Below are 25,216 nucleotides of genomic sequence, written 5' to 3'. Positions count from 1 at the left end.
TTCACCTCTCTTGAACTTCCTAGTCAGGTTTGATTCCGGCGGTGTGAAGCAAACCGCGCTGAACGTGAAGCAAATGCCCGTGAATGTTAAGCAAGCCCTCCCCGCGGGTCCGGGGCTTCCCGGAAAACAGGAAAGCGGGGGATGCACCAGTGGCTCCCCCGCTTGTCTGCTGCTTGTTCAGGTTTATTCGACCGAAGTCCATTTCAGGGAAATGTCTGCGCCGGCCGGGTGGATGATGAGGTTCTTGATGTCCGGGCGTGTCAGGTACGAGTTGCCGCGCTGGTAGAGCGGAGCGATGGCCGCGTCTTCTTCGAGGAGAACTTTCTCAATCTCGAGAAGCGTTTCGTAGCGGTGGCTCAGATCCGTATCCGTGCGGGCTTCTGCGACGAGCTCATCCAGTTTCGGATTGTGGTAGTCCATCCGGTTGGCGGAGCTTCCCTTGACCCACATGTCGAGGTACGTCATCGGGTCGGCGTAGTCAGGGCCCCATGTGGAAAGGGACAGATCGTACTCGATCGCCTTCTCGATCTCAAGGCGCTGTGCAAACGGAACCGCTTTCAGTTCGAGCTTGAAGCCCGGCAGGTTGTCCTCAAGCTGCGCCTGGAGGTATTCGCCGACTTTCTTCATCTCGTCGGTGTCCGCCATGTTGATGGAGACGGTCAGGCTGTCGGCACCGATCTCGCCGAGGCCTTTCTCCCATGCTTCCTTCGCTTCTTCCGGCGTGCCTTTGGTGACGTCGCCGTTCAGCTCGCGGTAGTCGGTGCCTTCAGGCGACTTGTAGAAGCCTTCCGGAACGGCGCCGTAGAGCGGAACCGAGCCGTCTTTCAGGATGACGTCGGTGAGGCCTTCGCGGTCGATGGCCAATGTGATGGCGCGGCGGATGTTCACGTTGGCAAGGGCTTCATTGTTATGGTTGAAGCGCAGGAACACGGTGCCCGATGCCTTTTCATTCGTGAAGCCATCGTTGTCCTGATACTGGTCGACGAGCGAGGAAGTGAGCTTCACGCGGTCGACTTTGTTCGTTTCATACAGGTTGGCGCCGGACTGCGGGTCTTTGATGACGATGAATTCGGCTTTGTCGAGCTTCACCGAGTCGGCATCCCAGTAGTCTTCGTTCTTTTCGAGTGTCCAGCCCTGTTCCTGCTGCCATGCGGTGAACTTGAACGGCCCGTTGGACAGGATGTTGTCCGCTTCAAGCGCATACTGGTCACCCTGTTCCTCGACGAACTTCTGGTTCTGAGGGAGGAATGTGGCAAACGCGAGCAGTGTTTCAAACAGCGGGTTCGGCGCTTCAAGCGTCACTTCGAGCGTCTTGTCGTCGATCGCCTTGATGCCGAGCTCCTCGGCGTCCGCTTCTTCGTTCATGATCTTTTCGGCGTTCTTGATGCCTGCCGTGACGAGCATATAATTGTACGGGCCGGCTTCGCGCATGACGCGCTTCCACGCATACTCGTAGTCGTGGGCCGTCACCGGATCTCCGTTGCTCCAGTTCTGGTCGCGGAGCGTGAACGTATGGGTGATTTCGTCGTCGCTCTTGTCATGCTTCTCGGCCCCGGCCAGCTCCACTTCGTTGGACTCGTTCTGGCGGTAGAGACCCTCATTGATGTTGTTCAGGACGTTGAATGCGATGGAGTCGTGCGCCTGCGTGGAGTCCATTGTCGGGATGTCGGAGCCTTCGCTCAGGACGATGGTCTGTGCCTTGGAGCCGTCCCCTTCGGCTCCTTCCTTGTCCGAGCCTTCGGAACTCTTGCCGCCGGAATCACTGAAGTTGCAGCCGGCGAGCATGAGCATGGCCGCGGCCGGGAGCATGAATCTCTTGACCCACTTTGTATCCATAATTTCCCCCTTCTTTCTGTTTAAAGTTAAGCCTATTTTATATATACTAAAGCTAGAATGCAATATCTTTTTAAACAATTTAGAAATCTGTAACCGCTGCCACTCTTGCTCGGAAAGGAAGTTTGTCATGTTCCGGAAATTAATTCCGCTGCTTTTCTTCATTCCGCCCGTTTTCATCGGGTATTCATGGCTTTCAGGCACTCCCCGTCCGGTGGAGGCGGCCGATGCGCTGTTTTACATCAGCCTGGCGCTGATGCTGGCCGGCGGCATCCTGTACATCGCCCGCCATGAAGTGACCGGGATATTCACCCGCAACTGGAAGCGGTTCTTTCGTCCCGGCCGGCGGGAGTCGTTCATCCGGGAAAAAGAAGGACGCGCAGAGAAGGCCCGTTTCAAAAAGGAGCCGCTCCCCGCGCGTCCGGTGTTTCTTTTCGGACTTTATTGTTTTACGGTCAGTCTTGTTGCGTCGTTCATGCTGATGTAGGTCATCGGGGCATGAGTTCGAGGAAGTTGCGGTGGGCAAATCCCTTTACCTGGTCCTCGGAGAAGCGCTTGAGCAGTTCGTTGATGAGATTTTGCTGCATCGAGGCGTCCGACAGCCGGTTGACTTTGTCGGTGATGCCGTCAAAGTCCGAACCGAGGCCGATATGCTTTTCGCCGCCGATCGAGCAGAAGTGGTCGATGTGGCGGATGAGATCGTCGATCGTGACCTGTTCGGCTTCCCGGATGAATGCCGGACAGTAGACGACATGGGTCATGCCGCCTTTGGCCCAGAGTGCCTTCGCCTGCTCGTCATGCAGGTTCCGGACATGGTCGCGGACAGCGCGGGCGTTGGAATGGCTCGCAATCGGATAATCCGCTTCCTCGATGACATCCCAGAAAGCCCGCTCGCACAGATGCGAGACGTCGGTCAGGATTTTGTGTTCGTTGTTGAACGCGACGATCTCGCGGCCGAACAGGGTCAGCCCGCCGCCGCGCGGCTCACCGGCGCCGTCCGCTGCGAGGTTGGCGTTGTTCCACGTGAGGCCGACCGAACGCACGCCGAGCCGGTGCAGGACACTCAGCTTTTTCAGGTCGTTTCCGATCGCGTCGACGCCTTCAAGCGTGAGCAGTGCCCCGGTCTCCCCTTCCTGCAGTGCATCGATGTCGCTCCAGTCGCGGATCAGTTTCATGTCCGGATTGTTGCCGAGCACGTCTTCATAGAACCAGTGCACCTGATCGAGCGCGGCCTGGAACTTCTCCTCCGCCTTCATGCCCGGCCAGATGAAGATGGCGAACGCCTGGACCTTCACATCCCCTTTTCGCAGCCGTTCCCGGTTCGTATCGAGCTCGGGCGCGTCTGCGAATTTTATTTTCCCGTCGGCTTCGTACAGCTTCAGCAATGCGTCACAGTGCAGGTCGATGATTTGCAACGGTTCCCGCCCCTTCCTTTGCAGTTTCAATGAACCGGCTGAACAGCCGGAGTGATGGTTCGTCACCCGCCGCGGCAAGCGCTTCCGGGTGCCACTGCACGCCGACCGCGAACCGGTGCTGCGTGCTTTCGACCGCTTCAATGATGCCGTCGGAGGCCATTCCCGATACGGCGAACGGCGCCTTGACTTCTCGGACGGCCTGGTGATGATACGAGTTCACGCGGAACCGCTCGTTCTGCGCCGCTTCCCGGAGGATGCTTCCTTCGGCCGTGTCGACGAAATGGGATGTGTGCGTGCGCGCGGCCTTCTGGCTGTGCTGAAGCAGTTCCCGGTCGATCTGGGCGTAGATGTCCTGATACATGTCGCCGCCTTCCGCGATGACCATGATCTGGAGGCCGCGGCAGATGGTCAGAAGCGGCAGGTCTCGCTGGAGCGCTTCTTTGATGAGCGCCATTTCGGATGCATCGCGGCCCGGCGATATTTCGCCGAGATTCCGGTGCGGTTCTTCACCGAACAGCGTCGGGTCGATGTCGCCGCCGCCCGTGACGATCAGGCCGTCGAGCCGGCCGAGAATCTCCGCCGCGTCATTCTCCGTGCCGATCGGGATGAGCAGCGGGATTCCGCCGGCACGCGAGACGGCAGTGATGTAATCGTAATTGAGCATGTGCTTATAATCGAGCTCCACGTCGGTCGTAATGCCGATGATCGGTTTCAATGGAGGGTCCCCCTTCAGTTGGCTTTCTTCAATGTTTATTCCACACCCGGCAGGATGTTGAGCGTTTTCGCGTCCGCATCAAGCAGTGCCTCCGTGCCGAGCGGAACGGCGAAATGCGGCTGGCAGTGCCCGATCTTGAAGCCGGACACGACCGGCTTGCCGAATCCGCGGAAAAAGCTCTCGAAAACGTCTTCGTACCGGCTGTCGCCCTTATGGTCTTTCGGATACCTGAAATCGCCGATCGCGATGCCCGAAACCCGGCCGAGCGCACCGGAAAGCCGGAGCTGATTGAGCATCGAGTCGACTTTGTATGGCGGCTCGTCCACATCTTCGATGAGCAGAATCGCCCCGTCGAGCTCCGGCGCAAACTTGGTGCCGAGCGATGCTGTGATGAGCGACAGGTTGCCCCCCGCAAGATTCCCGCGTGCCGTTCCGCCGGAAAGCGTCTGAAGCGGAGAAACTGATTCATCATATTGAAGCTCGACCGGCCCGAACAGCTGGCCGAACATCCTGGCGGACAACGGATGGAAATCCGGCTTTCCGACATCCGACGCAAGCATCGGCCCGTGAAAGGTCACGAGATCCGAATACTGGTTGATCGCCATGTGGAGCGCGGTGATGTCGCTGTATCCCCAAAACACTTTCGGGTTGTCCTTGATCATCGGGTAGTCAATCCGGTCAAGATAACGGGCCGCCCCGTATCCCCCACCGGCGCAGATGATGCCCCGGATGTCCGGATCTTCGAACATCCCATGCAGATCGGCGAGGCGCTCATCGTCGGTCCCGGCAAGGTAGCGGCTTTTGTTGAGCACCGCGTCGCCCATCTTCCACTTGAGCCCGAGCGACTCCAAAAAGGCGAGCGAACGTTCAAGCTGATCCTGGTTCGGCGGGCTGGAAGGCGCGACGATTCCGACGGTGTCCCCTTTTTTCAGGCGGGGCGGCCGTGTGAGTCCGCGGCTCATCGGTAGGTTGTCTGAAGGGCCAACTCGATCATGACGAGCATCGCCCTGTACGCTTCCAGGATGTCCTTCGCCTCGTACCGGACGATCGTCGTGCCCGGTTCGATTTCGCAGCCCGGCATGAACGCCGCCCATTCCGCCTGGCCGTAGTTCGTAAATTCAATGCGGAGCACCGGCTTGTCCGGCGGCAGCAGCGGCTGCACGTTCGCCTTGTTTGCGATCGCCTCCTGCGTTTTTTCCATGAGCAGATTGTACGCTTTTGCCGGAGACAACGACTGGACCGCAGAGCGGGTGAGCGACTTTTTCACGGCCGCCGTCACAACGCCCGGGATGAGTTCCTCCGCTTCGCGGCACGCCCCGTCATCGCCCGCGACCATGATGACGGGCACGCCGTGGAAGCCGGCGACGTAGGCATTGAATCCGATTTCCCCGATTTCTTTATCATTGATCCACATATTGCGCACGCCGTGGATCATCGAGTGGCTCATGACGCCCGGCTGGCCTGCGCGGGAATGATACCCCGTGAAGATCGCCCCGTCAAAGCCGGCGCCGATCCCTTCCACCATCGAGTATAATTTCACGCCGCCGTTGATCAGCTCGGCTTCGGGGTGAAGCATCGTCGGCAGCAGGTTGTTCATCTTCGAATGGCTGTCGTTGACGAGCACCTGCCCGGCACCGGCAACGAGCGCCCCCTCGATCACCGCGTTCGCATCCGTCGTCATGAGCTCGCGCCCGATGTCATAGTTATGCGCGGAAGAATCGACGAATGTGTAATCCGGGATGCCCGTGATCCCTTCCATGTCGACCGAAAGATAGATGTTCATCGGTTTTCCTTCTTTCTTTTTCTGAACTATTTTCGTTTTCGAAATACATGTCCACTTTAGCAGAATCCGGCCTGCCGGACAATGCGGGCGGCGGGGAAATTCGAGATCGCGCCGGGCGTTCGCGGGAGCGTTATCTTTATCCGGCGAAACGTTATCTTTATCGGCGTGAATGTTATCTTTATCGGCGCAAGCGTTATCTTTATCTACAGAATGCATCAAAAAAACGGAGGAGCTTCGCGCTCTTCCGCCAGATCCGACTATTAAATGATGGTGATTCCCTGCTTCTCCAGCAGCTCTTTCAGCTCCTGGAACTTGTTTCGGCTGAGGGGCAATTCGCTTCCGTCGTCGAGCCGGATTGTGTAGGAGCGGGTGAGAGAGTCCGGCCGGATGGATTCGATCCGGTGAAGCGGGACGATGAACGACTGGTGGGCCCGGTAAAATCCGTACGGTCCGAACATGTCCTCGATGTTTTTCATCGAGTCGCCGGTGTGGAACGACTCGCCTGTATGCAGGACGATGGCTATTTTGCGGCCGTCTTTTTCGATGAAGCGGATGTCTTTGACATTGACGAGCCGGATGCCGCCGTCCGCTTTCACGCCGATTTTCCGGTCCGGCACTTCCCGGGACGTCTGTTTTTCCAGCCGCTCGCGGACGGTGCGGAGTGCCTTTTCAAGCCGGAAAAAGTCCACCGGCTTGATCAGAAAGTCGACGGGATGGTACTCATAACCCTCAAGTGCGAAACCGGAATGGCCCGTGACGAAGATGATGGGAAGGTCGCGGTGCGCCGACTGGATGTGCCGCGCGAGCTCAAGGCCCGTGATGTCGCCCATCTCGATGTCCAGGAACAGGAGGTCGGGCTTGTCGCGGCCGAGGAATACGAGCGCTTCCCGGCCGCCGTTCACTTCTCCGATCACTTCGATGAACGGAAACAAGTCCAGTTGCTGCTTCAAGTGCCGGATGGCGTTCGGATCGTCATCCACGATCAGCGTGCGAATCATCATCGTCTTCCTCCCCCCTATTCCCCAGTTCCGTTCATCCGGTCTCGGGAATCCGGACGTTCAGCGTGAGCCGGCCGTCTGCAAGCTCCGGGAAAATCACGCCGTGATAACGCTGCACGAGACGTTCGGTACCGGCGAGGCCGACGCCTTCATGGCCGGCTTTGGACGTGAAGCCGGATTCAAACATGCGTCCGGCCCGTTCATCATCAAGTCTTGCCGGATTCGTCACCCGGATGACCGTCTGCTGGTGCTCTTTCATGATTTCCACTTCGATTTCCCGTTCAGCCGATTCCGGAACATTTTCCGCTATTTCCTCGATTGCATTCTGAATCAGGTTGCCAAGGACTTTGTTTATATCATAGACGGAACAGGCCATATCCCGCAGGTCATCATGGATCACATAGCGGATCCGGATGCCCTGCTGCTTGGCCTGCTCGCCGAGTGTGTTCAGCAGTGCGCTCACGGCCGGGTGCCGCAGCGGGAGCAGTTCATTCACCTGCTGGACTTTCTTCACGACTTCACTGATGTAGGCGCTTGCCTCCTCATACTGTCCTTCCTTGATCAGCCCGTAGACCGATGTGAGATGGAAGTTGAAGTCATGCCGCTGCGAGCGCACGAGTCCGAAAAAGCTCAGCATGTCCTGCTGGTACTGGCGGTCGAGGAGCAGGCGTGCCTCCTCCGAATTGAAGTCGAGCGCACGCTTCAGAAAATACAGCATGAGTCCGACCATGAACAGCGACCATCCGGTGACGAACAAGCGGTACGTCAGGCTGAACCGGCCGAGTTCCTGAAATGTATAAAACAAAAACACGTCAAGCACGGCAAGAAGGAGAATACCAAAAAAGAGATGCGGCTTCCGGGAAGGTTCGCTTCCGCCCCGTGCCGTTTCCACGTGGAACAATTCATCCCTGAACAGGACCGGCTCTTTTTTGAAGAACAGCATGGCAAACAGGATATTGTTGAGTCCGATGAACAAGACGATGACCGCACGGATGAACGGGTCGTCCCATGCATCGCCTGCGTCCAGAAAAAGCCCGAGCAGGTTCCACTGGAGCATGCGGACGACCGCCGTGTCGAATGTGAACGCGACAAAGACGGCGGCCACGTCAGTCTCTTTCCGATCATCCCGTCCAACAACTTTCTGCGCATTTCAGGGGATGGACATCCTCTTCGTGCCCCCGAACGGTCTCCTTATTGCTTGGCGATATGCTCGGCTTCCCATCGGTTTTGCTTTTCGACGGGGTCGAGCTCCGACAGATCCTCGTAGCCATAATCGATGTTCATCTTCCCGTCACGGGCCAATGAAAACGTCAGGCTCGTCCAGGGTTGTTGTTCCTGACGGCCGAATTCGACCCACAAAGCCTTCAGGACATCATACAGTTCTTCATCCAATTGATCGAACTCTTCTTCACTCACGCCAAAAGTGTCCGGAATATCGAGACTATAGACCGGTTCGCCCCCGCCTGAGGGTGCATAGTAGAAAAAGGCCGTGTAATAGCCATCCCAATATTCGTTATACAGCTTGATCCAATCCCACTCCTCCGGAATCATGCCAATGATCGCATGGGCGACCCGGGTATATAATTCTTCCATTTTTTCAGTGTTCAAAATCTACGCCTCCTTATTGATTGTCAAAAATGGTTCGATGTTTCTTGCCGTCAATCCAATAATTAATCACAAACCGTTCCGGGGTGAAAACGGACGGTACGGTGGCCCTTTCATTGTACAGCCCGTCTTGCGGCAGGCAAAAAGCCGCCCGGACCTACTTACCGGACGGCTTTCTCGTGCTTACCCAATGGAAAAGGCTTCAGAAGCTGGTTTTGATGGTGATAAATTTCATCTCGGTCATGCCTTCGATGGCATATTTGACGCCTTCGCGGCCGTAGCCGCTCATTTTGACGCCGCCGTACGGCATGTTGTCGACGCGGAAAGTCGGGATGTCGTTGATGATGACGGCGCCGGCTTCAATTTCGTCGGCTGCCTTCATCGCGGATTCGATGTCGCGCGTGTAGATGCCCGCGTTGAGTCCGTATTGCGAGTCGTTGACGAGGTCGATCGCCTCGTCCAGATCCGAGTATTTCATGATCGTGACAATCGGGGCGAACACCTCCATGCAGACGACGTTCATGTCCGGCGTCACGTCGGTCAAGACGGTCGGCGCGATGCCGTTCTGGATGCGGTTGCCGCCGGTACGGATGGTCGCACCCTGTTCCTTGGCGGCTTCGATCCACTCCAGGGCCCTGTCGGCTTCGCCCGGATGGATCATGGAGCCGACGTCCGTCGATTCATCCGACGGGTCGCCGATCTGCAGTTTTTCCGTTTCTCGGACGAATCCATCCACGAATTCATCATAGATGCTTTCATGCACATACACCCGCTGGAGCGAAATGCACACCTGCCCGGAAAATCCGAACGCACCCGTCACGGCACGGGGCAAGATCTTCTCAAGCGGCACGTCCGGCTCCACGATGAGCGCGGAGTTCGAGCCGAGTTCAAGCGTCAGCTTTTTGAGCCCGACTTTTGATTTGATGTCGAGACCGACCGGCACGCTGCCGGTGAATGTCACTTTTTTCACCAGCTCGTTCGTGATGAGCGATTCGCTCAGTTCGCTGCCGCTGCCCGTCACGATCTGGAGTGCGCCGTCAGGCAATCCGGCTTCCTTGAAAATCTCCGCAAGCGCCAGTGAAGACAGCGGCGTCTGCGTGGCGGGCTTCAATACGACCGTGTTGCCGACGGCGAATGCCGGTCCGAGCTTGTGGGCAACGAGATTGGACGGAAAGTTGAACGGCGTGATGGCAGCAACGACGCCGAGCGCCTCGCGTTTTGTCCAGCCGATGCGGTCCGTCACGCCCGGCGCCGCATCCATCGGCACCGTCTCGCCGTACAGCGATTTGGCTGCCTCCGCGGAAAACTGATACGTCGCAATCGTCCGGTCGATCTCCCCCCGGGCCGTTTTGATCGGCTTTCCGGCTTCTTTGGCGAGCAGTTGCGCCAGTTCTTCCTTCTGCGCCTCGATCAAATCCACCGCCCGGTAAAGCAGTTCGGCCCGCTCGTATGCCGGCCATTTCCTGAATTCAAGAAATGCCTCCTGCGCACCGGCGATTGCCCGCCGGACGTCTTCCTCATCGGCTTTCGCCACCTCGGCGATCACTTCCTGGGAATACGGGGACTTCAGCTCATACGTCCGGTCCGCATCCTGCCAGCTTCCGTCTATCCAAAGTTTCCAGTTTTCCATTCACGAGCACCTCCTGAATTCATTCTATACCCGATTTCCCGGCCGGTGAAATGCTATACTCGGAAGCAGGACAGCAAAACAGGGAGTTGGGCGCAATGCACGAGTTTGACGTCATGCTCGGAACAAGCGAATTAATCACGAAAGAAACATTAATGCGAGACCTGTCGGATGCCGGAATCAAACCGGGCGACCGGATCATCGTCCATACTTCGATGAAGGCGATCGGCTGGGTGTCCGGCGGTGCCCAGGCGGTGACGGAGGCACTTCTTGAAACCGTCACGGAAAAAGGGACGGTCGTCATGCCGGCACAGTCCGCCGACAATTCCGACCCGGCGAACTGGCAGATGCCGCCCGTTCCGGAAGACTGGCACGAGCCGATCCGCCGATCGCTGCCCGCCTACGATCCGCACCTCACGCATCTTCGGGGAATGGGAAAAGTGGCGGAGTGCCTGCACCGGCATCCGGCGACCGTCCGGAGTCCCCATCCTGCGCATTCCTTCATCGCGCACGGCCGGGATGCGGGCGAATGGATGCAGGACCACCCGCTGGACGATTCGTTCGGCGAAGGGTCACCACTCGGGAAAATGTACGGCAACGGCTTGAAGATCATCCTGCTAGGTGCCGGGTACGACTCCTGCACCGCGCTTCATCTTGCGGAATACCGGGCGCCCGGACTGGAGACATACCGGGACGGCGCCGCAATGACCGTGGACGGGGAACGCCGCTGGGTGGAATACGACATGGCGAAGCTCGACTCGGACGATTTCCCCGTGCTGGCGCGTGCCTTCGAGCGCGAACATCCTGAAGAAGTGGCCCACTGCAAAATCGGCCAGGCCAAGACGACCGTTGTCGCCATGGATCCGCTCGTTGATTTCGGGATGGAGTGGATCGGCAGGCTGCGGGTGAAAAAACACGCCTCGAACAATGAAGATAACAACTGCCGATAGTGCCGGCAGGGGGCAATGGCCGAATGTCGGAACAAGCTTGCTGCAAGTCCGGCAATCGCCTGCGAATGTTCGGCAACGCCAGGCAGTGTGATGTTTCACTTTCCGCCGGGCAGGGTATGTGAATGGAAAATTGGAGGAAGTGGGGAGTTACATGGCGAAGCAAGACAAATGGGTGGAAGAAACTTACGAAGACCGGCAGACACGCGAAGAGCTCGGCCGGCAGACGAATGCGGGGTTTGCACGGGTGGAACGGACGGAGATTGACGACGGATCGATCGACATTCCGACGGAACCGGTGCTGGAGCCGCTTTCCGAAGAAGAGATCCGGCGCCGGGTCGGGTCAGGCAACTTTGAGGCGGCGAAGGATGATAAGCAGACCGGGTCGATCAACAGTTGATTGGTTGATTGGAAAGCGAAAGGGCGGTTGCCGGAGGGCGCCGCTGTTTTTTGTGCGAATTTTTGCCGCCACAAACACAAAGCAAGGACCCGGCATTGCCCGGCGGCCGGCTGGCCGGCGGGAATCGTCCGTGTCCCTGCTTTGATTACATGTTTTCGCGGTAAGGCATATACGGCTGCAGCGGCGTATTGATGATGGAAATCGGCACTTCGATCGACTTGCCGGTCTGGATCTCGTATGGCGTGGAAAGCCGGTTGGCGGCGGCCAGTTCGCGTGCGGACAAACCGTAGTGTGAAGCGATGCCCTCCAGCGATTCGCCTTCGGCCACTTCATGGGTGCCGCGGATTTTCTCCACTTTGCATGCCGATTGCTTGAACAAGGGCTGTTTGGAAAGCGGATCCACCAAGTCCAGCGTCAGCTCGTTGGCCGCCTCTTTTTTCTCCCAGTTGCCAAAGTGGAACGGAACGAACACGAGCCCCTTCTGGACGATTTCACCAATCCTTGCGGGAACTTCGATTTCTCCGCGCGGCGATGAAATGCGGACCACTTCCCCTTCTACGATGCCGAGCTCTTCAGCATCGTCGGAATGGATTTCGGCGTATCCGTGCTGCGCCGCCATGTGGAGCAGCGGCGAACGGGCCGTTTTGGTCCGGGTGTGCCAGTGCCAGACGAGACGGCCCGTCGTCAGCCACATCGGATAATTGTCATCCGGTTTTTCCATCGGGCGGAGATTGCGCGTCGGATGCAGGATGGCCCGGCCTTCCGCTCCGATTTCCTCATACTCTTCCTTTGAGTTGGCCCGTCCGGTGAACTGGTTCTTGCCGAAGGTCTGTGCATCATTCACTTTCGTGTGGAACTTGAAGTCGGAATACAGGCGCGTCGTGCCGGTGGATTCCTCGTCCGGAACCGGCCAGCGCATGCCGTTCAACCGTTCAAGGCGGTCGTATGTGACACCGGTCATGTCACACGGACGTCCCTTCGATACCCGCTTGAACTCTTCGAAACATTGTTCGGGCGTCGAGTATTGGATGAGCGGATTTCCGTCTTTGTCCTGAAATTCCATCCGTCCGGCGAAATCCAGCAAAATTTCAAAATCCGATTTGACCCCTGCCGGCGGCTCGACGGCTTTTCTGGAAAGGTTGAGTGTCCGGTCGCCGTTTTCCATGATGCCTTCTTTTTCGCCCCAGAGCGCGGCCGGCAGGATCACGTCCGCCACTGCCGCCGTCTCGGTGAGGAACGGATCCTGGACAATGACGAATGTCTTTTCGAGTGCTTTTTTTGCCCGCCTGCGGTTCGGCAGCGATACCATCGGATTGGTCCCGATGTTCCAGAACAAGTCCACTTCGTCCTTTTCAATCATTGAAATGATGTCTTCGATCCCTTTTTCCGGACCGACCGGCAATCTGTCTTCCTCTACATTCCAGAGTTCAGCCATTTCCTTGATATGGTCGGGATTGTTCGGATTCCGGTGGGCCGGATAAGTCCCGACCCCGCCTGCCGTCCTGTTGGCCGAGGAGCTTGGCTGGCCGGCCATATGGAGCGGGCCGCTGCCCGGCTTGCCGATCAGCCCCCGGATCAGATGAAGGTTATTGACCGCCACGCATGCCGTTGTCGCTTCCGAACTTTGGTAGACCCCCTGCAGGGTGGTTGTGACGAGGGACGGGGTGTTTCCGAGCCGGTCGACCAATTTCTCAAAAGTTTCCATCGGTACGCCGGACGCATCCGATGCTTTTTCCATTGTCCACTCTTCCACGGACTCTTTCATCTCGTCAAAGCCGACCGTATGGATTCCGATAAATTCCTGGTCGATCTGTCCCCTGCTGATCAGTTCGCGGATGATCCCGTTCATGAGCGGCACATTCTCACCCGGCGTCAGCTGGATATGCAGGTCGGCTTCTTTTGCCGTCAGGGTTTTCCTCGGGTCGACGACGATGAGGTACGGCTTGCCCGTCCGATTTTTGCGGTCCATGATCCGCTCAAACAAGACTGTCCCCGTTTCGGCGGCATTGTGGCCGAACAGCATGAGGGTTTCCGTTTCGTCGATATCATCAAACGAGGCCGGCGCACCGTCCGCCCCGAATGACTGGAGCAGGCAGAACTCCGTCGTCGCCGTGCACAGCCTCGTATTGGCATCGAGTAGGTGGGTCTGCAGGCCGGCACGCCCGACTTTGGCAATCGTGTAGTAGTCTTCGATGAATCCCTGTCCGGTTGAGTAAATGCTGATGCTGTTCGTTCCTTTTTCCTTCATCGCTTTGCGGGCCTTTTCGGCGATGAGGCCCATCGCTTCTTCCCATGTGGCCGGTTCGAGGTCACCGGCCGCATTGCGGATAAGCGGCGTTTTCAGACGGTCGGGGGCCTGATTGGCATACCACTGGTTTTCACCTTTTGGTCCGAGCCGCCCCCGGTTGATCGGATGCTCACCGTTCCCCTTGATTCCGACAATCTGCTCATCCTTGACGGCTATGTAACAGCCGCAGCCGACGGAACAGATATTGCATGTACTGTATACCCACCTGTCGACATTCCCCTGGCTGTAGACATTTTGGTCGATTCGTTCGCTTTCCCAAGCCATCCAGATTTCCTCCCTTCACACTGCCGGAAAATAGACGTCCGGCACAACATATTTCACTTCAAGCCGGCCATACGTCTTTTCCAATTGCACCGCCGCCTTTTCAAACAAACTTTTCATGTCTTTCACAATCGGGCCGACTTCATCGACCGCAGCTCCGGACGGATCATCCATCCAGCCGACTGCCCGTTTCCACGATTCGAAAAACGGTCCGATCACTTCATTTGCATGATAAGACGCCGTGCAATAGGTCTTGATGTCCTCCAGTGCCGGCAGATCGGTTTCACGGAACTGAGAGACCAGCTGCTTTAACTGGTTTTCTTGGTCCTCAAGCGCCGTTCGAAGCAGAATGACCGCAGGATGGTCGTAATTCCCAAGCAACTCCAGTGCCCGTCGGTTATCGCTGCATGCCTCTTCGAGAAGCGGACCCAGCCCGTTCGGCATATGAATCTCCTCCCCTCTTCATTCTCGCCACTATTCCCTTTCCCCCGGCGGTTCGGAACAAACGCAAAAACAGGCAGGCGGGCACATTAAAGGGATATCCCTAATGCAATACACCTGCCTGCCCCGTATTTCTTTATCCGCCGATATAAGACATGCCGATTTTCTTGCGGTTTTTGGCGGTTTGTTCTGTGCGCTCGTCCGAATACCGGTCAGCCCGGCTTTCCCAGACGCCCCGGATCGCATCCGCGAGTTCATCGTCCGAAGCCCCTCCGCGGACCAGCTCCCGGAGGTCAAAGCCGCCTTCCGCGAACAGGCAGGTGATCAGCTTGCCGTCGGATGACAGCCTGGCGCGCGTACAGGTCGAGCAGAATGACTCGGACACGGAGGTGATGAAGCCGACCTGGGCCCCGTTGTCCCGGTACCGGTAGCGCTTGGCGACTTCGCCGTAATAGTCGCGGCCGACCGGCTCGAGGTCGTATGCCCCGGCCAGCCGCCCGTAGATCTCCTTTTTCGTGACGACGTCTTTGAAGCTCCAGCCGTTGTCGTTGCCGACGTCCATGAACTCGATGAACCGGAGTGTGATGCCCCGCTCCTTGAAGTGCGCGGCCATCGGCAGGATTTCCGAATCGTTGACGCCTTTTTTCACGACCATGTTCACTTTGATCTCAAAGCCGATGTCGCGGGCCAGGTCGATCTGCTTGAGGATGCGGGCCGGGTCCACGCCGCGCCCGTTGAGTTCGCCGGATATGTCCGGGTCGAGCGCGTCGAGACTGATATTCAGCCGGCGCAGGCCCGCGTCATGGAGCGGCCGGGCGTGCGCACCGAGCAGCAGTCCGTTTGTCGTCAGGCCGATGTCTTCGATGCCGGGAACGCTCAGAATGCGTTCCACGAGCTCGGGCAGGCCACGCCTCATGAGCGGCTCGCCGCCCGTCAGCCGGATTTTCTTCACGCCCGCTTCTGCGAACAGCTTCGTCAGGCGGTGGATCTCTTCAAATGACAGCAGCTCCGATTTCGGCAGGAATGCGTAATCATCCCCGAACACCTCTTTCGGCATGCAGTAGGAACATCTGAAGTTGCACCGGTCGGTCACCGAAATCCTCAGATCGCGGATCGGCCGTCCGAACCGGTCGGTCAATGGTTGTCGGGTCATGTCGCTTCCTCCCTTTCCGTTCAGGCTGCCGGTATGTATCCATTACCCATCAATCGGTGTGTTCACATTCCGGAACACAGCCGGATTTTCGTTCAGTTCAGCGGCATCGATCCAGTCTGTGCTCACGCTCCCGAGAAACCGGATGACGCCCCGTTCCCCCGCTTCCAGCGACTGGCGCAGGCTTTCTTTCAGCGTGCCGGACCACACGCCCACGAGCGGCACCGGGTGATCTTGCGTGCGGACGGCAGTGACCGGCGTCCCGCGCAAGGCCAGCTCCATCAGGCGGGCGGCCTCCTCCGGGCCGATGAACGGCATATCGCACGGCAGGATCACATAGCGCTCATCCGGGAAGGCTTCCATCGCGGAATAAATTCCGGCGAGCGGGCCGTCGCCTGCGAATTCCGCCTCATCCGTCACCGTGCAGAATCCGCCATCCATCCTGCCAAGATGCTCGGGACGTACCGAAATGACAACCGGGCTGCAGCCGGCTTCCGCTAGCGCTTCCGCCGCCCGGCGCCAGAACGGGCGGCCGTCCAGTTCGGCAAACGCCTTCGGGGAACCGTACCGCCTGGATTCGCCCCCTGCCAGCACGATGCCCGTCGCCATCAGCCGCCGCTCACAGGGGGGATGAAGGCGGCGGTGTCTCCTTCGCCGAGCCTGTCATCCGGCAATGCATATTCCTCATTGACGGCGATTCGAGCGCCGCCTTCGCGGATGCCCGGATATTTATCTTCCGCCCATTTCCACAGTTCTTCCACCGTACGGCCGGACAGGTCCGCTTCTTCGGACGGCCTGCCGGTCAGATCGCGGATGCCGGCAAAGTAAAGCAGCTTGATCATGGATTCTTCACCTCCGGTTTGCGGTTCTGGTCGCCGATCCACTCTTCCCCGGTTTCCCAGATTTCTTTTTTCCAGATCGGCACGTCCTGCTTGATCCGCTCGATGCAATATTCATTTGCCTCGTAGGCGGCTTTTCGGTGAGGGGAAGACACTGCGATGACGACCGCCACTTCACCGATTCCGAGTTCCCCGATCCGGTGTGCGATCGCCGTGCGGGTCCCTTCCCATTTCTCCTCGACTTCCCGGCCGATCTGGGCCATTTTCTTCTCGGCCATCGGCACGTAGGCGTCATAGGACAAATGCAGCGTCCGGATTCCTTTTGTCCATTCGCGCACATGCCCCGTGAACAGGACGACCGCACCTGCTTCCGGGCGAACGACGAGGTCCGCGTACCGCTGCGGATCGATCGGTTCCCTGACGATTTCATAGACGGACATATCCGGTTCCTCCTTCCCACCAGCGGCCGAACCAGCCGCGGATCGCTTCGTTGTCTCCCCACACTGCCCGGTCGCCGTCCGCATCGGCTTCTTCCGGTACGACGGACAGGACGATGTTCGGCAAGCCTTTCAGTTCCTGCCAGTCTTCGGTTGTCCGGGCAACGGCGATTTTCTCGTAGTTCGCCTTCTTGAATCCTTCAATGAAGACGAGATCCGGCCGGACCGCTGCAGCGAGCCGGATGAGCGGCTCGGGATCCCCGTCATCCATGTCCAGATGGACTTGCGCAATCCCGCCGCCCGCCACGGCGGACACGGCGGCGCCGTCCGCAAAGAACTTCATGCTGTCGGTCCCGGGATCGGGCAGGGCGGGCGGTCCCCCGTGGCCGTGGTGCTTCACGGCAGCCGTTTTCAGTCCGAGCACTCTTGCTTCGCCGAGCAGTTCCCGGATGATCGCCGTCTTGCCGCTGTTTTTGAAGCCGGCCACCTGGAGCACCCTCACTCCATCCACTTTGCGCTTCCCTCTTCCATCCCGAGCAGCAGAACGTCGACTTCATCGCCGGCGCGGTATCCGCGCGTCCCGCCCGGCAGGACGATCAGCGCATTGCCGCGGGCGATCGACGACACGGCATTGGACTTGTTGAAGCCGGCGGGGGTTGCCGTCTTGCCGTCATAGACGGCGCGGACGAACCGGTCGAACGGATTCGCTTTCGTAAAGTCCTCCCCGAGCACGGCTTTCGTGTGCGGCAGGAACGGCTTGTTTGCGCCCATCATCCGGAGCAGCGCAGGCCTTGTGAACAACTCGAAGCCCGTGAAGCAGGAGCTCGGGTTGCCCGACAGGCCGAACAGCAGCTTGCCGCTTCCCGCCGCGACTGTCGTCACGCTGCCCGGCCGCATGGCGACCTTGTTGAACAGGACATCGGCGCCGATCCGCCCGTACACCGCCGGAAGATAATCAAAATCCCCGACGGAGACGCCGCCGGTCGTGATGAGCACATCCGTCTCGGTCAGCGCGGATTCGATGGCCTCGGCAACGGCGTCCAGGTCGTCCGACTGGGCATCATACAGTTTATAGCCGATGCCCATCCGACGCAGCTGGGCGGCGATCATCGGGCTGTTGGAGTTGCGGATCTTGCCGGGTGCGAGCGGTTCGGTGACGTCGACCAGTTCCGTTCCGGTCGCAAGGATCCCGACAGTCGGCTGTTTCGCCACTTCCACTTCCGCATAGCCGAATGTCGCCAGCACGGCGACCGTGCCTGCATGGATGAAGCTGCCGGCCGGTACGACTTCCTCGCCCTCTTCCAGGTCTTCGCCTTTGAGCGAAACATTTTCAAGCGGCTCAAACGGCTTGCGGATCGTGAACGCCTCCCCGTCTTCCACTGTCTGCTCGAACATGACGACCGCATCGGCGCCGTCCGGGACGGGTGCGCCGGTCATGATGCGGACTGCCTCCCCTTCGCCGACCGTCTTGGCGGAAACGGTGCCGGCGCCGATTTCGTCGATCACCCGGAACCGGACCCGGCTGCTGCCCGAAGCACCGGCGGTATCCTGCGACCGGACGGCGAATCCGTCATAGGGCGACCGGTTGAACGGCGGCACGGGGTGGGTGGCGCGGACCGGCGAGGCGAGGACCCTTCCTTCGCTTTCCTCGAGCGGCACCGTCTCCGTGCCGGTCTTTCCGGCATGAGACAATACGCGCTCCACCGCTTCTGCCACCGGTATCGGTTTTCGGATTTCCACCACTTCGACCGCCTCCTGTTTCCTCATGCTATACTCATATCATTGATTCCATCATACCGAAAGGATGAGTCCCATGTCCGATCTCACCCATTTCAACGAACAGGGCCGCGCCCGTATGGTCGATGTCTCCGGCAAGGAGGAAACGACCCGGACGGCGGCCGCCAGGACGTCCGTCCTCGTCAATCAAACGATCCACCGCCAGATCTCGGAAGGCACGAACAAGAAGGGAGACGTGTTCGCAGTGGCGCAGGTGGCCGGCATCATGGCCGCGAAAAACACGGCCCAAATCATTCCGATGTGCCATCCGCTCCCGCTTAAAGCGATCGAAATCTCGTTCCACTGGAACATCGATGAGGCGGCCGGCCACTACGAGGTGCTGCTGGAGGCCTCCGTCAAAACGAAAGGCCAGACCGGCGTCGAGATGGAAGCCCTCACCGCCGCATCCGCCGCCGCGCTCACCATTTACGACATGTGCAAAGCCGCAGGCAAGGATATGGTCATCGGCCCGACAATGCTGCTGGAAAAGACCGGCGGCAAGTCCGGCGACTACGTCCGCAAATGATTTCCAAAGCCGCCCATGAGGCGGTTTTTTTATGTCCAATCTGCCGGCGCTCCGCTCACCGGTCCTTCCGCAATTCCGCCGTGATGTGCCGCAGTTCCGGCAAGATCAGGCGTTCCATCGCGAGTCGGACGGCGCCGCGCGAGCCTGGCAGGACGAAGATCGCCTTGTCCGAACTGACCCCTGCCGCCGCCCTGCTGAGGAGCGCCTTCGTTCCGACATCTTCCGCGAAGCTCAAGTACCTGAACAGCTCGCCGAAACCATCGATTTCCTTTGAGAACATCGGCCGGATTGCCTCCAGCGTGATGTCGCGCGCAGCAATGCCGGTGCCGCCCGTCGTGATGACGGCATCAACCTCATCGTTCGGGAACCAGCCGGACAGCATATCCCGGATTTCATCGGGGTCATCCCTCACCCAGCCGCGCTCCGTGATGCGGTGGCCCGCTTCTTCCGCCAGCCGGACGATGAGCGCACCCGCCGTATCCTCCGCTTCGGTCCTCGTGTCACTGATCGTCAAAACCGCAATGCCGAGCGGGCCTTCCGTCTCTTTTCCGTGTGCCAACTGCAATAACTCCTTTCAACCGCCGGTCAGCCGAACAGGCGGTGGTAAATCGATTTGCCTTCATCCGCCGATTTTGCGCCGTGGATGAGCAGCCGGCCGTCGCCGAACAAGACGAGCCGCCGGTCAAATGCATGGAACTCGATGAAATATGGCGTCCGGCGAACATGGCCGGCAATCCGCTTCCCGACGGATTCTCCCGCATCGAGTGTAATCGGGCGCGATGGCTCCGGCAGGATCTGAACGGCATTGCGGCCGCAAAGAACTGCAGTGCTGCCGGCCGCCCTCACCTTCAATTCCGGATAGGACGGGCTTTCGCCACATGTTTCGCAGCCGGCATTGCGGATCCGGGAAACCCCGATGTCGAGCTGCTCATTGCTCCACAGATCAAAATGGTGCACTTTTGTCCGCATTGCGTCCGGGTTGCCGGTAATCCACTTCATCGCTTCCGCGCACTGGATCGCCGCGGTCACCGACACGGCAGGCGGAATGATGCCCGACGTGTCGCATGTGGCGTTCACCGCCGGCAACACCGGCAGGAGGCAGCGGAAACAGGCCGTTTGTCCGGGGACGAACGGAAACACCGTGCCCGAACTGCCGACGCAGGCGCCGTGGATCCACGGGATGCCGTGCTTCATGGCCGCGTCGTTGATCAGCAGCCGCGTCTCGAAGTTATCGGTCGCATCCATGATCAGCGTGCTTTGTCCGGCCAGCTCCTCCATGAGGGGACCATCCGCGTTGCGGATCCAGGTGCGGATGTTCGCATCGCGGCGGATGTCCAGCAGCCGCCGCTCGGCAGCCACCACCTTCGGCAGCATCTGCCGGGCATCTTCTTCCGTGAACAGCTGCTGGCGCTGCAGGTTCGACAGCTCGACGTAGTCGCGGTCGATGAGCAGCAGTTCCCCGATCCCCGCGCGCACGAGCGTTTCCGAAATTGCGGATCCGAGCGCTCCGCAGCCGATGACGGCGACCGCCGCCTCTCCGATCGCCTGTTGGCCCGCTTCCCCCACCGGGTTGAATAATGTCTGTCTTGAATAGCGTCCGTCCACCATTTTTCCCCCTCATGGCCGAAGGGCCGTCCGTTAAGACCGGACGGCCGCTCCGTGTTCTTTCGTGATGTCACTGAACGTGGCGACGTAGCGGATGTCCTCGCCCGTTTCGTCGCGGACGGCGGAAATGTTCAGCCACTGCAGATACTCTTCGCCGCTTTTGCGCTTGTTCCAGATTTCCCCCTGCCACATGCCCTCTTGTTTAATCTCTTTCCACATTTGGTCATAGAAGTCCTTTGATTGCCGGCCGGATGAAAGGATCCGCGGGTTCTCGCCGATTGCTTCGTCCTCCGTGTAGCCGGTCAGTTTCGTAAAGGCCGGATTCACCGCCCTGATCGTCCCGGAGACGTCCGTCACGAGCACGCCCTGGCCGGTCGAGCGGAACACTTCCGCCTGCAGAGACAGACGGTCCTGGTAGTACAGCCAGACCACAAGGACGAGGCTCGCGAGCGCCACCTGAGACAGCAGCATGAAGCCGATCGAGTACTGCCCGGTGATCGAGTGGATCGCCGACAGCATGAGCGGCGGGAAGAATCCGCCGAGCCCGCCCATCATCGACACAAAACCGTTGGCGATGCCGGCCTGCTTGCTGAAGTAGAACGGGACCAGCTTGAAAATGACACCGTTCCCGATTCCTGCGCTCACGGCGATGGCGAGACTGCCGATTGTGTAGAGGCCGATCGACGGCGAGAATGCCAGGATGATCGCCGCGGCCGTATAGACCGCGAACGTGCCGATGAGCAGGAACAGCGGCTGGAACTTGTCCGCGAGCCAACCGCCAATCGGACGGAGGAAAGTCGCCACTGCGATGAATACGGCCGTCCGGATACCCGCATCGACTTTCTCGAGTCCGAACTCTCCGACGAGGAAGTTCGGGAGATAGACGGTGAACGCGACGAATGAGCCGAATGTGATGAAGTAGAACAGCGAGAACAGCCACAGCTTGGCGCTTCCCGAAATTCCCTTGATCTGCTGGAACATCGACGCCTTCACTTCCGGCTTCGGCTCTTTGCGGTCGCCGAAGAAGAAGTTCAGGACGGCGAACGCCGCGAGCAGGATGAGATACAGCTTGATCGTCGACTGCCAGCCGATCTGGTTGGCGATGATCGGCGCGGCGAATGTCGTGACCGCCGTCCCGATGTTCCCCGCCCCGTAGATCCCGTTGACGAGCCCGTGCTTTTCCTTTGGATAGTACTTCGGCAGCGACGTGACGCCGACCGAGAAGACGGCACCGCCCACGCCGAGGATGAGCCCCCCGACGATGAGATCGGTGAACGAGTCGGCTTCACTGATGTACCAAACCGGGAAGAGCAGGAGCACGAAACTCAGCATGAAGATGATCCGCGCGCCGACGTAGTTGGCATAGTAGCCGAGCGGAATGCGCAGGATTGAGCCGAGCACGACCGGCACCGCCGTGACGACGGCGAGCCGCTCCGGAGGGATCGCAATGTCCTCGGTGATGAATGAGATGAGCGAGGACAGGATGACCCACACCATGAACCCGACGACGAGGTTGGCCGTCTGCAAAGGAAGCTGGATTTTCTTGACCATGAGATTCACCTACTTGAATGTTGTTTTCATTGCAGGTGTTGCCTGGTTTTCTACTATTCCCAGTTTACAGTCGAAGACGCCCTCTCTTAAATAGGGGAGTCCCCTTTCCCTGTCCGGGGATTCCCTCAATCCGCCGGCAATTGGGGAAAGCCCGCGGTTACAAAATGAAAAAAAGCAAGGACACCAGCCGCCCTTTGCAGCTTAGTTCCTTGCTCTCACAATCTGCCCTCCGTCTTGTCCAGCGCCGGTTGGGTCAAATGATCTTCGTGTTCAGTTTTTCGGCGAGCGCATCCAGATCGTTTGCACCCATGAGCCGTTCGGCCATCGGGAACAGGACCGTCTCTTCTTTCATGAAGTGGACGGTGAGCACTTCGAAGGCTTCGCCGGCATCTCCGACCGCCGACCGGATCTGCTCCATCGTCAGATCGCCGAGATCGCCGCGGATGTGGTGCAGGAAGTGGCCGATGTAGCCGTCGATTTCGGCATGTTCCTCCTGTATGCCGAGAATCGGGCCCTGCTCGAAGCCGATATAGTTGCCGAGCATCGGAAAGAAGTGGGCCTCTTCCTTGTCGGTATGGTTTTTGAGCGGCTCGATGAACTCGATGACAAGCCGGCGCAGCTCTTTCAGAAGGCCGATCGCCGTGTCCCGGTCCATCTCTTCTTCGCGTTCAAAGCGGAGGACGATCCCATGCCACTCCTCGGCGACATACATCAGGTACCGGTGTTCGTTCTCGAGGATCCGGATCGCCGGCTCCGTGAACTGAAGCTGAGCGCTTCCCATGTCAGTCCCCCCGTTTCAGAAATTCAGCAGTTTCTTTTTCAGCGCATACTCCACCAGTTCCGGCCGGCTCTTGAGGCCGAGCTTTTCCATGATCTTCGCTTTGTGCGCCTCGACGGTCTTCACGGATATGTAAAGCATCTCGGCGATTTCCTTGTTGCCGTAGCCTTTCGCCACGAGGGGCAGAATTTCCATCTCCCGGTTGGACAGCACGTCAAACGGATCGTCCGAAGCCGCTTTCGATTCCGACTTGACAAACTCCCTCACGAGCGACGTCGCCATTTTCGGGTGGATGTACGTCCCGCCTTTGTGGATCGTCCGGATGGCGAGCAGCAGCTCTTCATCCGGTGCGTTTTTGAGCATGTATCCGGACGCTCCGTTTTTAAGCACGTGAAACAGATATTCCTCGTCATCATACATCGTCAGGATGAGGATGTGTGTGTCCGGAAATTCCTCGCGGATCTTCCCCGTCGCGATGAGTCCGCTTTCGCCGGGCGGCATGCTCAGATCCATGATGAGCAGGTCCGGCGCATGCCTGGCGACCATCGCATGGGCTTCGATGCCGTCCGCTGCCGTGGCGACGACTTCCATGTCTTCCTGGAAATTAAGGATCATCGAAAAACCGCTGCGGACGACGGCGTGGTCGTCCGCAATGACGATTCTGATCTTCTCCACTGATCAGCCCTCCCCTTTCTCGGGAACGGCAGGCACATTCAGTCGGACCGTCGTCCCCGCGTACGGCGCGCTTTCCACTTCCAGCGTGCCGCCGACGAGTTCCGCACGTTCCCTCATGCCGTACAGGCCTAGGCCCGTGCCGTCCGGCCGTCCGCCCGGCGCGAACCCTCTGCCCCGGTCGGATACGGACAGCAGGACCCGTCCGCCCTGCTCGGACAGGATCACATCCACCGTTTCCACGTCCGCATATTTCACGGCATTCAGAATGGCTTCCTGGCACACCCGGTAGATGACCGTCTCGATCTCCGACGCATACCTCCGGCCTTTCAGCTCCCCGCCGTAATTGACGAGCAGGCCGAAGTTCTCCTCGACCCTCTTGAAATGCGACCGGAACGCCGCGTCCAGGCCGAGATCATCAAGCGCGGCCGGCCGCAGCTCGACCGACAGATTCCGGATGTCTTCCAGAAGCCGCGAAAGAGAGGCCTCGGTCTGGCGCACTTTCTCCAGCAGGCCGGCATCCCCCGTCATGTACTTCAAAACCCGGAGGTCCACGACGGCGCTCATCAGCTCCTGAGCAACGCCGTCGTGCAGTTCCCTTGAAATCCGTTTGCGTTCGTTTTCCTGGGCATCGATGACGTGCTTCATCATTTTGTTTTCGTAAAGCCTTTCCTGCGTCAGGAACTGGCGAGTCATGTCGCGCAGCATGAACACGCGGATGTCCCGGTCCGCGTCGACCGTCTGGAACGACGACGTGTACGGGACAAGCCCCTTGCCTTTTGTCTGCAGATACACCTGGAACGATGTGAAGTCATCCCGCTCCGGATGGTGGAAATAGCAGTCCCGGCAGGAGCGGAGGCCGTGCTCGTTCGTGTACCCTGCGCAAGCCCTGCAAATCGCACCGTCCTCTCCCTCGAGCAGCGCCGCCAGCACGTCTTCGTCCAGGATCTCCTCGGCTGCCGGGTTCGCCGCAAGCGCTTTTCCGCCGCGGTCAAAAAACAGGATGGCCTCCGAGCTATTCGCATACATCTTCAGCATGAGCTCATTGAGCTGGTCGCGGCGCACTGAATTCAACGGAAGACCAGCTCCTTCCCGTCAAAACCCGGCAGTCCCTCCGACACGGCGGCCTGGAGCGCGGCAATCTGCTCTTCGGTCAACTCCGCGCGGCCGCCGCGGTAGCCCCCGAGCACGACGCCCGAAATCCGGCCGCCGTTCCAAAGCGGCACCGCCGCGACGCTCGTAAGCTGTTCGGAAGCAACAATCGGGTAGTCGAACAGGCCGATCGCATGGCGCTCGGGGTCAATCGACTGGATGAGGAGCGGCTTGCCGGTCTTGTACACCGTCCCTGCCACGCCGCGCCCCTTCTTCAGGACAATCCGCTTGTAGCGGCTGTTGAGATTGCCGGATGCGACCCGCCACCTGATCGCATACTGATTCAGCGAGTCCTCCTCGACGGCTAGCGCAGTGAAGTCAAAGCCAAACCGGGTGCGCAAACCGTCCACCAGCTCCTGATAGGTCAGATTATTGTCCATTTGAATACTCTCCTGTT

28 protein-coding genes are annotated in these 25,216 nt (G+C 59.1%); 4 read left to right on the top strand and 24 right to left on the bottom strand.

The window, feature by feature from the left end; all coding sequences use genetic code 11:
• Positions 1-183: 183 nt before the first annotated feature.
• Positions 184-1,836, bottom strand: a complete 1,653-nt coding sequence (locus ACFFIY_RS01395; protein WP_354194144.1) for a peptide ABC transporter substrate-binding protein — start codon at positions 1,834-1,836, stop codon at positions 184-186.
• A gap of 127 nt (positions 1,837-1,963) precedes the next feature.
• Between ACFFIY_RS01395 and ACFFIY_RS01390 the strand changes: the two genes are divergently transcribed.
• Entirely contained in the window at positions 1,964-2,320 is a 357-nt protein-coding gene (locus tag ACFFIY_RS01390; protein ID WP_354194142.1) for a DUF3899 domain-containing protein, read from the top strand.
• A 1-nt stretch (position 2,321) separates the two neighbouring features.
• Here the strand turns inward: ACFFIY_RS01390 and ACFFIY_RS01385 are convergent, their stop codons facing one another.
• The 8 genes from ACFFIY_RS01385 to ACFFIY_RS01350 form a co-directional block, all read right to left on the bottom strand.
• Positions 2,322-3,248, bottom strand: coding sequence for a dipeptidase (locus ACFFIY_RS01385; protein ID WP_354194140.1), 927 nt, complete (start codon positions 3,246-3,248; stop codon positions 2,322-2,324).
• The gene (locus tag ACFFIY_RS01380; protein WP_354194138.1) at positions 3,223-3,963 is read right to left on the bottom strand and encodes a gamma-glutamyl-gamma-aminobutyrate hydrolase family protein; all 741 of its coding nucleotides are present in this window, start codon (positions 3,961-3,963) and stop codon (positions 3,223-3,225) included. Before ACFFIY_RS01380 ends, ACFFIY_RS01385 begins: the two co-directional genes overlap by 26 nt.
• Positions 3,964-3,998: 35 nt before the next feature.
• Positions 3,999-4,925: a S66 peptidase family protein gene (locus ACFFIY_RS01375; RefSeq protein ID WP_354194136.1), complete on the bottom strand. Its 927-nt coding sequence runs from the start codon at positions 4,923-4,925 to the stop codon at positions 3,999-4,001.
• Positions 4,922-5,746, bottom strand: a complete 825-nt coding sequence (dppA, locus tag ACFFIY_RS01370; protein ID WP_354194134.1) for a D-aminopeptidase DppA — start codon at positions 5,744-5,746, stop codon at positions 4,922-4,924. Before dppA ends, ACFFIY_RS01375 begins: the two co-directional genes overlap by 4 nt.
• A 260-nt stretch (positions 5,747-6,006) precedes the next feature.
• Positions 6,007-6,747, bottom strand: coding sequence for a LytR/AlgR family response regulator transcription factor (locus ACFFIY_RS01365; RefSeq protein ID WP_354194132.1), 741 nt, complete (start codon positions 6,745-6,747; stop codon positions 6,007-6,009).
• 31 nt (positions 6,748-6,778) lie between these two features.
• On the bottom strand, positions 6,779-7,849 hold the full coding sequence (locus tag ACFFIY_RS01360; protein WP_354194130.1) for a sensor histidine kinase: 1,071 nt from the start codon (positions 7,847-7,849) through the stop codon (positions 6,779-6,781).
• An 86-nt stretch (positions 7,850-7,935) separates the two neighbouring features.
• Entirely contained in the window at positions 7,936-8,352 is a 417-nt protein-coding gene (locus ACFFIY_RS01355; RefSeq protein WP_354194128.1) for an immunity protein YezG family protein, read from the bottom strand.
• Between the two features lie 199 nt (positions 8,353-8,551).
• Positions 8,552-9,979: an aldehyde dehydrogenase family protein gene (locus tag ACFFIY_RS01350; RefSeq protein WP_354194126.1), complete on the bottom strand. Its 1,428-nt coding sequence runs from the start codon at positions 9,977-9,979 to the stop codon at positions 8,552-8,554.
• 95 nt (positions 9,980-10,074) lie between these two features.
• Here ACFFIY_RS01350 and ACFFIY_RS01345 point away from each other — a divergent pair, with 95 nt between their 5' ends.
• Together ACFFIY_RS01345 and ACFFIY_RS01340 are read left to right on the top strand one after the other, a co-directional pair.
• Entirely contained in the window at positions 10,075-10,926 is an 852-nt protein-coding gene (locus ACFFIY_RS01345) for an AAC(3) family N-acetyltransferase (RefSeq protein WP_354194124.1), read from the top strand.
• A gap of 151 nt (positions 10,927-11,077) precedes the next feature.
• The gene (locus ACFFIY_RS01340; protein WP_354194122.1) at positions 11,078-11,323 is read left to right on the top strand and encodes a hypothetical protein; all 246 of its coding nucleotides are present in this window, start codon (positions 11,078-11,080) and stop codon (positions 11,321-11,323) included.
• A gap of 145 nt (positions 11,324-11,468) precedes the next feature.
• Here ACFFIY_RS01340 and ACFFIY_RS01335 read toward each other — a convergent pair whose 3' ends face one another.
• The 8 genes from ACFFIY_RS01335 to ACFFIY_RS01300 all read right to left on the bottom strand — a co-directional run bounded on the left by ACFFIY_RS01335 (position 11,469) and on the right by ACFFIY_RS01300 (position 18,502).
• Positions 11,469-13,895: a molybdopterin-dependent oxidoreductase gene (locus tag ACFFIY_RS01335; protein WP_354194120.1), complete on the bottom strand. Its 2,427-nt coding sequence runs from the start codon at positions 13,893-13,895 to the stop codon at positions 11,469-11,471.
• A 15-nt stretch (positions 13,896-13,910) separates the two neighbouring features.
• Positions 13,911-14,336: a hypothetical protein gene (locus tag ACFFIY_RS01330; RefSeq protein ID WP_354194118.1), complete on the bottom strand. Its 426-nt coding sequence runs from the start codon at positions 14,334-14,336 to the stop codon at positions 13,911-13,913.
• Positions 14,337-14,469: 133 nt separating this feature from the next.
• On the bottom strand, positions 14,470-15,486 hold the full coding sequence (gene moaA, locus ACFFIY_RS01325) for a GTP 3',8-cyclase MoaA (protein ID WP_354194116.1): 1,017 nt from the start codon (positions 15,484-15,486) through the stop codon (positions 14,470-14,472).
• 42 nt (positions 15,487-15,528) lie between these two features.
• Complete coding sequence (locus ACFFIY_RS01320; RefSeq protein ID WP_354194114.1) at positions 15,529-16,092, bottom strand: molybdenum cofactor guanylyltransferase; 564 nt, start codon at positions 16,090-16,092, stop codon at positions 15,529-15,531.
• Positions 16,092-16,325: a MoaD/ThiS family protein gene (locus ACFFIY_RS01315; RefSeq protein WP_354194112.1), complete on the bottom strand. Its 234-nt coding sequence runs from the start codon at positions 16,323-16,325 to the stop codon at positions 16,092-16,094. The genes ACFFIY_RS01320 and ACFFIY_RS01315 overlap by 1 nt, the downstream gene beginning before the upstream one ends.
• Positions 16,322-16,762: a molybdenum cofactor biosynthesis protein MoaE gene (locus tag ACFFIY_RS01310; RefSeq protein WP_354194110.1), complete on the bottom strand. Its 441-nt coding sequence runs from the start codon at positions 16,760-16,762 to the stop codon at positions 16,322-16,324. Before ACFFIY_RS01310 ends, ACFFIY_RS01315 begins: the two co-directional genes overlap by 4 nt.
• Positions 16,749-17,270: a molybdopterin-guanine dinucleotide biosynthesis protein B gene (mobB, locus tag ACFFIY_RS01305; RefSeq protein WP_354194108.1), complete on the bottom strand. Its 522-nt coding sequence runs from the start codon at positions 17,268-17,270 to the stop codon at positions 16,749-16,751. Before mobB ends, ACFFIY_RS01310 begins: the two co-directional genes overlap by 14 nt.
• Positions 17,258-18,502: a molybdopterin molybdotransferase MoeA gene (locus tag ACFFIY_RS01300; protein WP_354194807.1), complete on the bottom strand. Its 1,245-nt coding sequence runs from the start codon at positions 18,500-18,502 to the stop codon at positions 17,258-17,260. The genes mobB and ACFFIY_RS01300 overlap by 13 nt, the downstream gene beginning before the upstream one ends.
• A 70-nt stretch (positions 18,503-18,572) precedes the next feature.
• Here ACFFIY_RS01300 and moaC point away from each other — a divergent pair, with 70 nt between their 5' ends.
• A complete protein-coding gene (moaC, locus tag ACFFIY_RS01295) occupies positions 18,573-19,061 on the top strand; it encodes a cyclic pyranopterin monophosphate synthase MoaC (protein WP_354194106.1) in 489 nt (162 codons plus the stop codon).
• Positions 19,062-19,116: 55 nt separating this feature from the next.
• Here the strand turns inward: moaC and ACFFIY_RS01290 are convergent, their stop codons facing one another.
• From ACFFIY_RS01290 to ACFFIY_RS01260, 7 genes are all read right to left on the bottom strand, one after another.
• The gene (locus ACFFIY_RS01290; protein ID WP_354194104.1) at positions 19,117-19,620 is read right to left on the bottom strand and encodes a MogA/MoaB family molybdenum cofactor biosynthesis protein; all 504 of its coding nucleotides are present in this window, start codon (positions 19,618-19,620) and stop codon (positions 19,117-19,119) included.
• A 26-nt stretch (positions 19,621-19,646) separates the two neighbouring features.
• Positions 19,647-20,666, bottom strand: coding sequence for a ThiF family adenylyltransferase (locus tag ACFFIY_RS01285; RefSeq protein WP_354194102.1), 1,020 nt, complete (start codon positions 20,664-20,666; stop codon positions 19,647-19,649).
• Between the two features lie 33 nt (positions 20,667-20,699).
• A complete protein-coding gene (locus tag ACFFIY_RS01280) occupies positions 20,700-22,217 on the bottom strand; it encodes a nitrate/nitrite transporter (protein ID WP_354194100.1) in 1,518 nt (505 codons plus the stop codon).
• A gap of 253 nt (positions 22,218-22,470) precedes the next feature.
• Complete coding sequence (locus tag ACFFIY_RS01275) at positions 22,471-22,998, bottom strand: hemerythrin domain-containing protein (protein WP_354194098.1); 528 nt, start codon at positions 22,996-22,998, stop codon at positions 22,471-22,473.
• Positions 22,999-23,013: 15 nt separating this feature from the next.
• A complete protein-coding gene (locus ACFFIY_RS01270; protein WP_354194805.1) occupies positions 23,014-23,661 on the bottom strand; it encodes a response regulator transcription factor in 648 nt (215 codons plus the stop codon).
• Between the two features lie 12 nt (positions 23,662-23,673).
• Entirely contained in the window at positions 23,674-24,705 is a 1,032-nt protein-coding gene (locus ACFFIY_RS01265; RefSeq protein ID WP_354194803.1) for a sensor histidine kinase, read from the bottom strand.
• Between the two features lie 32 nt (positions 24,706-24,737).
• Positions 24,738-25,199, bottom strand: a complete 462-nt coding sequence (locus tag ACFFIY_RS01260; protein WP_354194096.1) for a GAF domain-containing protein — start codon at positions 25,197-25,199, stop codon at positions 24,738-24,740.
• Between the last annotated feature and the right edge of the window lie 17 nt (positions 25,200-25,216).

The sequence above is a fragment of the Bhargavaea ullalensis genome, assembly GCF_042432615.1.
Lineage (GTDB): Bacteria > Bacillota > Bacilli > Bacillales_A > Planococcaceae > Bhargavaea > Bhargavaea ullalensis.
Note: the sequence above shows the minus strand (reverse complement) of the source record. Positions and strands in the feature narration are given on the sequence as shown.